The sequence below is a fragment of the Ralstonia sp. UNC404CL21Col genome (assembly GCF_000620465.1).
Classification (GTDB): domain Bacteria; phylum Pseudomonadota; class Gammaproteobacteria; order Burkholderiales; family Burkholderiaceae; genus Ralstonia; species Ralstonia flatus.
Genome location: NZ_KK211140.1, coordinates 660,763 through 672,933 on the forward strand (window position 1 = coordinate 660,763; position 12,171 = coordinate 672,933).

Consider the following 12,171-nt stretch of genomic DNA (forward strand, 5'->3'; position numbering starts at 1 on the left):
CACCGACCATAACCAGCGGCCAAATTACCAAGGAGACGCGTTCATGCTGACGCTTTACGGCTTTTCTGCGAGCAACTACTACAACAAGGTCAAGCTCGCCCTGCTGGAAAAGGGCATCCCTTTTGAGGAATCACTGTGCTGGCCGGAGCAGACCGACGGCGAAATCTCGCCGCTGCACAAGGTGCCGTATCTGAAAGATGGCGATCGCGGCATGTGCGAATCGCAGGTCATTGTCGACTACTTGGAAGCGCGCTATCCGGAACATCCGCTGATTCCGGCCGATCCGTTCCAGGCGGCCAAGGTGCGCGAGGTGGTGACCTTCCTGGAGCTGCACCTGGAGTTGGTGGCGCGCCAGCTGTTTCCCGAAGCGTTTTTTGGCGGCAAGATCAGCGACAACCTGAAGGTCAAGGTGCGCGAGCAACTGCAGAAGAACATCCCGGCGGCGGCCAAGCTGTTCAAGTTCTCGCCTTACGTTGCGGGCGACACGTTCACCATTGCGGACTGCGCGGCCATCGTGCACTTCCCGCTGGTCAGCCAGGCCACCAAGATCATCTACGGTGAAGACCTGCTGGCGCAGGTGGAGGGCGTCAAGCCTTACCTGGCCCAGATGGCGGAAAACCCGAACGTGCAGAAGGTTCGGGCAGACAGCAAGGCCAATCTGGAAAAGATGCTGGCGCACTACGCCAGCAAGCGCTGATCGGCCTCAGCTTTACGGTCTTACACCTTCGACAAGCGCTCCAGGGCAACCTGGAGCGTTTCGTCTTTCTTGGCGAAGCAAAAGCGCACCACGCCCGATTCGTGCGGCTGGGAATAGAACGCCGATACGGGGATTGCCGCCACGCCAATCTCGCTCGTCAGCCACTTGGCGAACTCGGCCTCGGGCAGATCGGAGATGGCGCTGTAATCCACGCACTGGAAGTACGTGCCCTGGCAGGGCAGCAGCTTGAAGCGCGTTCTCTCCAGCCCGGCGCGGAACAGGTCGCGCTTGTGCTGATAGAACGCCGGCAACTCCAGATACGGACGCGGATCCGCCATGTAGTTCGCGAGGCCGTGCTGCACCGGCGTGTTGACGGTGAACACGTTGAACTGGTGCACCTTGCGGAATTCCGCCATCAGCGCGGCGGGGGCCGCCACGTAGCCGACCTTCCAGCCCGTCACGTGATACGTCTTGCCGAAACTCGACACCACGAAAGCGCGCCGCGCCAGTTCCGGAATGCGCGCCACCGATGCATGGGGCACGCCGTCGTACACCATGTGCTCGTACACCTCGTCGGAGAGCAGCAGCACGTTGGTCGGCGCCAGGATCTCCGCGAGCTTGCGCATGTCGTCCGCATGCCAGACCGTGCCGGTCGGGTTGTGCGGCGTGTTGAGCATGATCAGACGCGTGCGCGGTGTGATGGCCGCCGCCAGCGTGTCGAACGGGATGCGGAAGTCCGGCGCGTTCAGCGTGATCGGCACGACCTTGCCGCCCGCCAGTTCAATCGACGGAATGTAGCTGTCGTACGTCGGCTCGAAGACGATGACTTCATCGCCCGGATGCACGCAGCACAGCACGGTTGTCAGCAGCGCCTGCGTGGCGCCGGCGGTGATGGTGATCTCGCGATCGGCATCGTAAATGTGGCCGTACAGATTGGCGATCTTCGCGGCGATGGCCTGGCGCAGCGCAGGCACGCCCGTCATCGGCGGGTATTGGTTCAGGCCGGCGCGCATGGCGTCGGACACTGCATCGACGATGCGCGGATCGCAATCAAAATCCGGAAAGCCCTGGCCCAGGTTGACGGCCTGCTTTTCCACGGCCAGCGCAGACATCACGGTGAAGATGGTGGTGCCGACATTCGGTAGCCGCGACGGCGGCGGGGCGATGGGTGCGAGCGATTCAACAGTGGTCATGACCAGACGGCTTCAGGCTTGATTCGGGATGGCAGCTAGTGGCGTGTTTTCCAGCTGGACCAGCGCGACGAACTGCTTGGGCGGCAGCACCGCCACGTCGCAATACTTCGCCATGCGGCGCTTGAGCTTGAGCACGGCACGGTCCTTGGAAACGAGATAGGCAACGTTGGCGGCATCGGCCAGCGCGAGAAATTTCTGGTCGTCGCGATCCTTGCAGCGCGGGACGAACGCTTCGCCTTGCACGCGGGCCGCGTCTTCAGGATCGGCGACGGACCGGGTCACGCGATCGACCCATGCGAGTGCGGCCTGCGCGTCGACGGCGTAGCGCGCGAATTGCGGATAGTCGAGCACGCGGCGCAGTTCTTCGCGGCAGGCGGGGCTGATGATGGCGTCCAGCCGGCCGGCTTCCAGCGCGGCGCGGATGGGGCGCGCAACCGCATCGTCGAAGATCAGGATGTCGACCCAGATGTTGGAGTCCAGCACCACGCGCGGGGCCGGAGCCTGGGTGGAGTGGGCGAGGGCGGCAGCGTCTGCCATTCGATACAATTCCAGACTTGTGAACCGCGATTCTGACATGATCATCGTCCTCTCGCCGGCCAAGTCGCTCGACTACGACACGCCGCCGCGCACCAAGACCCACACGCTGCCCGATTTCATCGCGCGCTCCGCAGAACTCATCGAAGTGCTTCGCAAGCTGTCGCCGGCCCAGATCGGCACGCTCATGCACATTTCCGATCCGTTGGCGGCGCTCAATGCCACGCGCTACGCCGATTGGTCGCCCGAATTCACGGCCGAGAACAGCAAGCAAGCCGCGCTCGCCTTCGACGGCGACGTCTACGGCGGACTCGACGTCAATTCGCTGGCGGTCGACGATCTGCAGTTCGCGCAGAAGCATCTGCGGATTCTGTCGGGGCTGTACGGCATGCTGCGCCCGCTCGATTGGATGCAGCCGTATCGGCTGGAAATGGGCACGCGCCTTGCCAATCCGCGCGGCAAAGACCTGTACGCCTTCTGGGGCGACGAGGTGACGCTGGCGCTCAACAAGCTCTTCAAGCAGGACGACGATCCCGTGCTCGTCAATCTCGCATCGGAAGAGTATTTCAAGGTGGTGCGGCCCAAGGTGCTCAAGGCGCGCATCGTCGCGCCGGTGTTTGAAGACTGGAAGAACGGCCAGTACAAGATCATTTCGTTCTATGCGAAGCGTGCGCGTGGTCTGATGGCGCGCTACGCGATCGAGCATCGCATTACCGATCCGCGCAAGCTCAAGGCGTTCGATGTCGACGGCTATGCCTTTGCCGCTGCCGATTCCGACGACGAGCGCTGGGTCTTCCGCCGCAAGCTCACCTGATGACAGGATCCGACATGACAGCCAATCAACCGCACATTTCCAGCGCATTCGACAGCGGCGCCATCGAAATCGTCGATGTTGTCCGCGCCGATGCCATCCGCCTGCGCATTCGCCGCGATTCGCACGCAGATTTCACGCAATGGTTCCACTTCCGCCTGCAAGGCGTGCGGGGCCAGGCCTGCAAGCTCGCACTGGAAAACGCCGGCGAATGCACTTACGCCGCCGGCTGGAAGGACTACCGCGCCGTCGCCTCGTACGACCGCGAGCATTGGTTCCGTGTGCCGACCCGCTACGACGGCAAGACGTTGACAATCGAGGTGACGCCCGAGCACGACAGCATCTGGTTTGCCTATTTCGAGCCGTATTCGGACGAGCGCCACCTTTCGCTCGTGGCCGCTGCGCAAACGAAACCCGGCGTGCGCACGCAGCGCTTGGGGCAAACGGTGCAGGGCCGCGACATGACCAGCATCACCGTCGGCGAACCCGGCCCCGGCAAGAAAAACGTGTGGATCATCGCGCGCCAGCATCCGGGCGAGACGATGGCCGAGTGGTTCGTCGAGGGCCTGCTCGCGCGTCTGACGCGCCAAGGTGTCTGGAGCGGCGATCCCGTCGGCCGTGTGCTTGCCGAGCGCGCCGTCTTCCATATCGTGCCGAACATGAATCCGGACGGCTCATCGCTGGGCAACCTGCGCACCAATGCCGCGGGCGCGAACCTGAACCGCGAGTGGATGGAACCCGACGCGCAGCGCAGCCCGGAAGTGCTGGCGGTGCGCCAGGCCATCGAGCAAACCGGCGTCGATCTGTTCTTCGATATCCACGGCGACGAGGCGCTGCCTTATGTGTTCGTGGCCGGCAGTGAAATGCTGCCCGGCTTTACCGATGCACAGCGCGCCGACCAGGACCGCTTTGTGGCGGCGTTCCTGCGAGCATCACCGGATTTTCAGACGCGATACGGCTACGAGGCCAGCAAGTACAACGAAGACGCGCTCAAGCTCGCCTCCAAGTACATCGGCCACACGTATGGCTGCCTGTCGTTGACGCTGGAAATGCCGTTCAAGGACAACGCCGACCTGCCCGACGCACGCGTGGGTTGGGACGGCGCCCGCAGCGCCGCATTGGGCGCGGCCATGCTGCAGGCGATCCTGGAGTATCTCGGCTGAAGATAAACGCCGCGCCGCCGGGGTCGGCGGCGCGTTGCGCTTAGTTGGAGGACGACTTCTTCGTCGTCTTCTTTGCCGTCGACTTGGCGGTGGATTTGCTTCCCGTGGTCGACTTGGTCTTGGCGGTGCCGCTGCCCTTGGCTGACTTGGCCGTCGCTTTTGCCGAGGCCTTGCCCTTGGCGGTGGTCTTGCCGTGTGCCGCCGCATTGGTCGTGCAGCGATGACCGCGGCGGCAGTGCGTGCGCGCTGTCGACGACGAAGGCGCAGCGGCCGGCGCGGCGAATGGCTGACCGTTGGCGTCGAGCAGTTCATACGCCAGCATCATCCCTTCGTCATACCCGCAGCGCACGCGCACGGGTTCCCACTGGTCATTGCCCGTGCCGCGCTTGTGCACGGCGGCATTGAAGGTGATCACGCTCGACACCTTGATCGCACCTTGCTTGCTGGACGAGAAGCGCGAGTCCCATGGCTCGACCTTGGCCTGGTCGTTGGAAAGCGCACCCGTCGGCAGGCGGAACTGATCGAAATTGGTCGAGCGCGGAATGATCCAGCTCGCATGCGCAGCGCAGTCGGCCACGTCGGGGCGGGCACCTTCCGATTGAATCAGGCGGTCACGGGTTTGTGCGCGGTACTCGGACAAGCTCATCTTGTCCTTGGACGGCAGGTTGACCGTGGTGGTGCCGCTGCTGTCGGTCGAGCCGAAGACGATGGGCGGCGTGGTCGGGGCGGGCGGGGTGGCCGGCTTGGCTTGCGCTGCCGGAGTGCTCGGCGTGGCGTTGGTGGCCTGGGCCGACGCATCGGTCGGCTCAGTCTGCAAGTTGGAGCAGGCGGCCAGCAAAGCGACGACGCCGAGACAGAGTAGTTTGGGTCGCAACATCACGAGTGTTACAGGGTGTCGGCGTGGAAATCGCCATGATAGAGGAAAGCTCAGGACGAAAGTTCCTGCTAGTTACCCCAATGCGGCACATCAGGCCAATTTGCTGTAACAGCGCGTTACGGCACGGTGTTCGTTACCAACCCATCATTATTGCTTGGTGAACAACCAGGCAAGCGACCATTCGTCGGTCCGGGCCTCGTAGCGAATGCCCTTGCGCATGGCCCACGTGGCGAGCTGGTGATGCGATGGGATGATCGCGTAGTCGGTCTGCGCAAAGCGCGCCGCGGTCTTGGCGGCCTGCTCGTGTGCCTGTTCGCTCGACACCGTCGAGAGCGACGTCTGTACCAGCTTGTCCAGCTCCGGATTGCTGTAGCGGCCCCAGTTCCACGAACCGTAGCCGGTTTGCGCGTTGGGCGTACCGAGAATGCTGCGCAGCGCCACATCCGCCGCCACCGAGCCCCAGCCGAGCATCATGAACGAGAACTCGCCCTGACGTGCGCGCGAGAAATAGGCTGCCACGGGCAACGTTTCCACCTTCGTCTGGATGCCGATGCGCGTGAGCAGCTGCGCAGTAGTCTGCGCGACCTGCGCGTCGTTCAGATACCGATTGTTCGTGGCGTGCAGCGTGAGCCCGAAACCGTCCGGGTAACCGGCCTCGGCAAGCAGTTTCTTGGCGCGCGCCGGGTCATATGCGATCGGCTTGCCGCCCGGATGCCCGAAGATTTGCGGCGACACGATGCTCGATGCCACGACGCCCTGGCCCTCCAGCACGCGGCTGACAATGGCATCGCGGTTGATGGCCAGCGCGATGGCCTCGCGCACGCGATGGTCCTTGAGCGGATTCTTGGCGAGGGGCTTGCCGGCCTTGTCGGTCACGAACGGCGAAGCATCGCGGCTCTGATCCATCTGCCAGAAAATCGTGCGCCACGACACCTGCTGTTCGAGGTGGAATTTGGGGTCTTGCTTGATGCGCGGCACGTCCGCAGCCGGTACGGCCTCGACGACATCCACATCGCCCGAGAGCAGCGCGGCTGTGCGCGCCGCATTGTCCGTGATGATCTTGAAGGTCACCTTGTCCCACTGCGGCGCGCGGCCCCAGTAGTGCGGATTCTTCTTCAGGACGATTTCCTGCCCGCGCGTGAAGTGGTCGAACAGGAATGGACCGGTGCCGATCATGGCGCGGCCCGCATCGAAGTCCGCCTGCGCCGCATCGGCCACCTTTTTCGGGATGATGGGCAGGCTGTTCAGATCGTTGGGAATGCTCGCGTAATTCGGTGTCGACAGTTTCAAGCGCACCGTCAGCGGATCGACGATCTGTACTTCGGTGATCGACTTCGTATAGCTCGTGAACGGGCCCGGGCTGTTGGTCAGGCGCGCCGGCCGCTCGATCGATGCCTTCACGTCTTCGCCGGTGAACGCCGTGCCGTCGCTCCACTTCACGTTGGGGCGGAGCTTGATCTCCCAGGTGTTGGCGTCGACGGGCTTCCAAGAGGTGGCCAAGCCAGGCGTGTAGCGGCCGTTCTTGTCGAGAAAGACCAGCGACTCGAAGATGTGCAGCGCCATGGCGTTGTTGGGGCCGGCGTTGTTCCACTGCGGGTCCATCGACGTGACGTCGGCGGACAGGCCGATGCGCAGGTCGTCGGCGTGCGCGGCGAACGGCGCCGCGGCAGCCGCTGCCAGCGCACAGGCTGCGAGGTTGCGGATCAGGGCGCGGATGGGAACACACAAGAGGGCACGGGTTGTCATCGGGAGGCTCCTGGGGTTCGGCGGTGATGCCATGTGGCGGAAGACCGTCATTGTGCCGCAGCCCGGCAGGGCGCGTGCGACGCAAACCGACAATCAATATGAACGATCGCGGAGCAATAAAAAAGCCACCCGAAGGTGGCTTTGATCACGCGCGTCGCCCGTCAGTGGAACAGCGGCTGCTGCGTCGGCGCGTCTTCCGGCATTTCTGCGTGGACGATTTCGGCCGAGCGGTCTGCATAGAGCGGGGCGCCGCAGTCTTCGCAGTACTCGGGTTCGAAGAGCTGGCCGTGGCGGAAGATGTCTTCGATGCCGCAGGCACGCAATTCATCGCAAATCTGCTCCAGTGGGCTGCCCGGTTCGCCTTCCGCGGTGACATCCGTGGCGCCGCCGTCGCGGCCGTAGACGGGCCAGACAATGCCGTAGATGAGGTCTTTCTCGCCGCGCACCGTGAAGGCCACGCGGTATTCCTCGATCTGTTCTTCACCGAACGCGCCGATGATGGCGCCGAAGCGGTTGGCCGGCATATCGAGCGCGCCCTGCAGGTAATTGACGGCAGCGCGCACGGTCAGCGGGCGGATCTGCTTGTCGGACTCGCGGCAGGACAGGAAGAAGGCGTCCGGCAGCAGCAGGTCGAACTCGCAGCCAGGCATCAGCGTGGAGATGGTCGGCGTGACCTGTTCGCGCCATTGCTCCAGGCAGGCGGAGCGCTCTGCGTGGTGCTCCTTGGCGTCTTCCTGCCAGCGGAACAGCGCCTGGCCGTGCTGCGCCACGACGATCGCCACCAGGTAGCGAGGGTCGGCCAGGATCGGCGCCGTTTCCGGCATGTCGCGCAGTTCAACCTTGGCTGGCTGGCCCGACAGCGCATACGCGGCCAGCTTGTGCGTGAGCGCAAAGGTGTCGGAATGCGTGCGCGGCAGCTGATCGATGCTGTACAGGTAAGGGGCCAGCGCCACACGGGCGTTGGAAGCCATCACATGCGCCTGCAGGTGTACCTGCAGCGTTTGCGCCATCTCGGGCTTGATGGTGCCCGAGGGGATCATGTAGCGGGTGTGCGCCAGGATGGGCGCCGCGATCAGCAGCGCGTCATATTCGACGCCGCCCGAGCTGAGGATGGCGGATTCTGCGAGCGTCTCGGCCTGCTCGGCGAGCACGTCGGAGGCTTCCTCGTTGTGCTTGAAAAGATGGTCTAGCGCGGCGTCGAGCGCGGTCTGGCTGCCGTTCTTGAGCAGCCGGGAAAGACGTTCGGACAGCCTTTGTTCCCAATAGACGTCTTCGATGCGGCTGCCCGACGCGTCGAGCGCCAGCGCATCGGCCACCAGCCGTTCTGCATCGGGGGAAAGACGTTGGGGAGCCTTGGAGCGGAATCCTGCCATGCTGTGCCGTACCGTTCGTTGGAAGAATGAAGGGGCGTTATTTTACCCTTGTACGCTGCTGCGCGACGCCCGTTGCGAAACCTGTCAGGCGAAAACCTTAAGGCTTGGCCGCAGGCGCCGACGCTGCGGAGGCCGCGCTGCTTGCGCTCGCAGGTGCGGAAGCCGCTGCGGGTTCGGATGCAGCCGGCGCGCTGGCCGGTGCCGGATGCGTCTCGGCAACCGGCGCGGAAGCTGCCATTGGCGGAGGCGGGGGCACAGGCGCCGCTGCTACGGCGGGCGTTGCCGGGGCTGGCGCCTGGGCGTCGGTCTGCGGTGCCTTGAACAGGATGTAGAACACGGCAGCCGCCACGACGATGAAGGCAAGTACCACTTGGGCCATGGGTGCGGGACTCCAGCAATGAAACGGTCAGGCGAGGCCGGGCGGCGAGCGTGCCGCCAACGGGGCGGGCACATCACACGGCCGATTCGGCACACTGTACCAAAGCCTGCTTGCCGATTGGGGCATCGTCACCTTGTTTGATTTGGCAGGCAATAAAAAACCGGCTCCGAAGAGCCGGCTTTCGATCTGCGCCTTCGCGGCGTGGTGGCTTGAAACTTAAGCCGCCAGCAGCTGGCGCAGCACGAACGGCAGGATGCCGCCGTGCTTGTAGTAATCCACTTCGATCGGCGTGTCGATGCGCAGCAGCACTTGCGCACGCGTGGTCTCGCCGTTGGCGCGATGGATGACCAGGGTGACGTCCTGTTGCGGCTTGATTTCGCCGTCGAGGCCTTCGATGTCGAAGGTCTCGTCGCCCACGATGCCGAGCGATTGCGCCGAGTCGCTGCCCTTGAACTGCAGCGGCAGCACGCCCATGCCCACCAGGTTCGAGCGATGGATACGTTCGAAGCTGCGTGCGATCACGGCCTTCACGCCCAGCAGCTGCGTGCCCTTGGCCGCCCAGTCGCGCGAGCTGCCCGTGCCGTACTCTTCGCCACCGAACACGACCGTCGGCGTGCCTTCGGCGATGTACTTCATGGCGGCGTCGTAGATCGACATTTGTTCGCCGCTCGGCTGGAACAGCGTCTCGCCGCCTTCCACGCGCGAACCGTCGGCCTTGGCGGGGATCATCAGGTTCTTGATACGCACGTTGGCGAACGTGCCGCGCATCATCACCTCATGGTTGCCGCGGCGCGAACCGTAGCTGTTGAAGTCGGCCTTGAGCACGCCGTTGGCCAGCAGGTATTTGCCGGCGGGCGACGTTTCCTTGATCGAACCGGCCGGGGAGATGTGGTCGGTCGTCACGGAATCGCCGAACACGCCCAGTGCGCGGGCGCCCTTGACCGATGCCGAAGCAGCCGCCGGCGTCATGTCAAAGCCTTCGAAGAACGGCGGCTCGGCGATATACGTCGACTTCGGCCAGTCGTAGACCTGGCCCTTCGTGCCCTTGACGTTGGCCCACAGCTTGGACGGCTTCTTGACCTGCTCGTAGTTCGTGCGGAACGTGTCGGCGTTCATCGCGAACTTCATCAGCTTGGCGATCTCGTCCGAGCTTGGCCAAATGTCGCCCAGATACACGTCCTTGCCATTCTTGCCCTTGCCGACCGGCTCGGTCATGAGGTCGCGCGTCACGTTGCCGGCGATCGCGTAGGCCACGACCAGCGGCGGAGAAGCTAGGAAGTTGGCGCGGATGTTCGGGTGGATGCGCGCTTCAAAGTTGCGGTTGCCCGACAGCACGGCGGCCGCAACGATGTCGTTCTTCACGATGGCTTCGTTGAGTTCCGGCGTCAGGTCGCCGGCGTTGCCGATACAGGTCGTACAGCCGTAGGCTGTCACGCCAAAGCCGAGCTTTTCCAGATACGGCAGCAAGCCGGCGGCTTCCAGATACTTCGTCACCACGCGGCTTCCCGGGGCGAGCGACGTCTTGATGTGCGGCGCCACTTCCAAACCGGCTTCGACGGCCTTCTTGGCCAGCAGGCCCGCTGCCAGCAGCACGCTCGGGTTCGACGTGTTCGTGCACGAGGTGATGGCCGCGATCAGCACGTCGCCGCTCTTCACGTCGACGCCGTTGGTGGTCGTGAAGGTCTTGTCGAGGTCTTCCGCTTTCTTGTTGAAGCCGTTCTCCGCAACCGGCTTCGAGAACAGCGACGAGAACGTCGACTTCACGTTGCCGATTTCGATGCGGTCCTGCGGGCGCTTCGGACCGGCCAGCGACGGGGCCACCGTGCCGAGGTCCAGCGTCAGCGTCTTGGTGTAGTCGATTTCGCCGGCCTTCGGCACGCCGAACAGCTTCTGCGCCTTGAAGTAGCCTTCGAACGCAGCGATTTCTTCCTGCGTGCGGCCCGTGCCCTTGAAGTAATCGATGGTCTTTTCGTCGACCGGGAAGAAGCCCATCGTGGCGCCGTATTCCGGAGCCATGTTGCCGATGGTTGCGCGGTCCGGCAGCGACAGGCTGGCCGTGCCTTCGCCGAAGAATTCGACGAACTTGCCGACGACCTTCTCCTTGCGCAGCATTTCGGTGATCGTGAGCACCAGGTCGGTGGCGGTGCAGCCTTCACGCAGGCGGCCCTTCAGCTCAACGCCGACGACGTCCGGCGTCAGGAAATACACCGGCTGGCCCAGCATGCCGGCTTCCGCCTCGATGCCACCCACGCCCCAGCCCACCACGCCGATACCGTTGATCATGGTGGTGTGGCTGTCAGTGCCGACCAGCGTATCCGGGTAGAACACGCCGTCCTTCTTGTGCACGCCGCGCGCCAAGTATTCCAGGTTGACCTGGTGGACGATGCCGAAGCCCGGCTGCACCACGCCAAACGTGTCGAATGCCTGCATGCCCCATTTCATGAACTGGTAGCGCTCGTTGTTGCGCGAGAACTCCAGTTGCATGTTCAAGTCCAGCGCCTTCTTCTCGCGGAAGTGGTCGATCTGCACCGAGTGATCCACGACCAGGTCGACCGGCACCAGCGGCTCGATCTTCTTGGGGTTCTTGCCCATGCGCTCGGCCACGTTGCGCATGGCGGCCAGGTCGGCCAGCAACGGCACGCCGGTAAAGTCCTGCAGCACCACGCGGGCGACCACGAAGGGGATTTCGTCGACGCGCTCGGCGGTCGGCTTCCAGTTGGCCAGTTGCGCGACGTGCTCTTCGGTCACCTTCTTGCCGTCGCAGTTGCGCAGGACGGATTCCAGCACGATGCGGATCGACACCGGCAGGCGCTCGATCGCCACGCCCAGTTCCTTGCCCAATTGCGGCAGGGAGTAGAACTTGCCGGTCTGGCCGCCGTTGATCTTAAATTCCTTGAGTGTTTTTTTCAGATTGTGGGGCATGGCATGACTCCAAGGCTTGAGGATTGCGCGGGGTGCCGGGGCGCCCCGTGCGGATACATCAAATCGACAAAATCAATCACATACAAACCGGCAAATGCATTGACCGGCATGGCTGCTGGCCGGTCGGGTACTGCGCCACGACGCCGCTGAACGTCTTGCCGCCGTGGATGCGGGCGGGGATGCCATGGGCAATCGAACGCTTCTTGGCGTCGAGGTCATTCGTGGTGAAACGCTTGTCGCCAACGCGGGCAATTTTCATGCGCAGCGCATGGGTGCGTTGGCCGCGGGCGACGGTATCTTGGTGCGCCTCGATTGCCCGAGGGACGGCGAGGGCGGTGCCTGGAGCCATCGTGCCATGTGGCTCGACGGCTCCAGCTGCGGCCGGCCCAAGGCGCCCGGCGCATCCATGCAAGGTCACGTCGTCGACGATGACCTTGTCCGGATGCGGGCGGATGTTCGCAACGGGTGCGGACATG

The 12,171-nt window shown here is 63.9% G+C and carries 11 protein-coding genes; 3 read left to right on the forward strand and 8 right to left on the reverse strand.

The features are described 5' to 3' along the window. Positions 1-43 precede the first annotated feature (43 nt). Positions 44-697, forward strand: a complete 654-nt coding sequence (locus tag N511_RS0121025; protein ID WP_027681066.1) for a glutathione S-transferase — start codon at positions 44-46, stop codon at positions 695-697. A 20-nt stretch (positions 698-717) separates the two neighbouring features. Here the strand turns inward: N511_RS0121025 and N511_RS0121030 are convergent, their stop codons facing one another. Both N511_RS0121030 and N511_RS0121035 read right to left on the reverse strand, forming a co-directional pair. Then, on the reverse strand, positions 718-1,890 hold the full coding sequence (locus N511_RS0121030) for a pyridoxal phosphate-dependent aminotransferase (protein ID WP_027681067.1): 1,173 nt from the start codon (positions 1,888-1,890) through the stop codon (positions 718-720). A gap of 12 nt (positions 1,891-1,902) precedes the next feature. Beyond that, positions 1,903-2,427 (reverse strand): putative toxin-antitoxin system toxin component, PIN family, encoded by a 525-nt coding sequence (locus N511_RS0121035; RefSeq protein WP_027681068.1) that lies wholly within the window; start codon positions 2,425-2,427, stop codon positions 1,903-1,905. 37 nt (positions 2,428-2,464) lie between these two features. On the opposite strand from N511_RS0121035, the gene yaaA reads away from it, so the two are divergent. Then, positions 2,465-3,238 (forward strand): peroxide stress protein YaaA, encoded by a 774-nt coding sequence (yaaA, locus tag N511_RS0121040; protein WP_027681069.1) that lies wholly within the window; start codon positions 2,465-2,467, stop codon positions 3,236-3,238. 14 nt (positions 3,239-3,252) lie between these two features. After that, positions 3,253-4,398 (forward strand): M14 family metallopeptidase, encoded by a 1,146-nt coding sequence (locus N511_RS0121045; RefSeq protein WP_027681070.1) that lies wholly within the window; start codon positions 3,253-3,255, stop codon positions 4,396-4,398. 40 nt (positions 4,399-4,438) lie between these two features. On the opposite strand, the gene N511_RS0121050 is transcribed toward N511_RS0121045, so the two are convergent. From N511_RS0121050 to N511_RS0121075, 6 genes are all read right to left on the reverse strand, one after another. Beyond that, entirely contained in the window at positions 4,439-5,275 is an 837-nt protein-coding gene (locus N511_RS0121050; protein WP_027681071.1) for a BspC domain-containing protein, read from the reverse strand. A gap of 147 nt (positions 5,276-5,422) precedes the next feature. Then, positions 5,423-7,021 carry an ABC transporter substrate-binding protein gene (locus N511_RS0121055; RefSeq protein WP_027681072.1) on the reverse strand — a complete coding sequence of 533 codons (1,599 nt, stop codon included), beginning with the start codon at positions 7,019-7,021 and terminating at the stop codon, positions 5,423-5,425. Positions 7,022-7,182: 161 nt separating this feature from the next. Next, on the reverse strand, positions 7,183-8,394 hold the full coding sequence (locus N511_RS0121060) for a DUF2863 family protein (protein WP_024975336.1): 1,212 nt from the start codon (positions 8,392-8,394) through the stop codon (positions 7,183-7,185). 97 nt (positions 8,395-8,491) lie between these two features. Next, a complete protein-coding gene (locus N511_RS0121065; RefSeq protein WP_027681073.1) occupies positions 8,492-8,773 on the reverse strand; it encodes a hypothetical protein in 282 nt (93 codons plus the stop codon). 216 nt (positions 8,774-8,989) lie between these two features. Next, the gene (gene acnA / locus N511_RS0121070) at positions 8,990-11,695 is read right to left on the reverse strand and encodes an aconitate hydratase AcnA (RefSeq protein WP_027681074.1); all 2,706 of its coding nucleotides are present in this window, start codon (positions 11,693-11,695) and stop codon (positions 8,990-8,992) included. 76 nt (positions 11,696-11,771) lie between these two features. Then, positions 11,772-12,170, reverse strand: coding sequence for a 2-methylcitrate dehydratase (locus N511_RS0121075; protein ID WP_027681075.1), 399 nt, complete (start codon positions 12,168-12,170; stop codon positions 11,772-11,774). Position 12,171 lies beyond the last annotated feature (1 nt).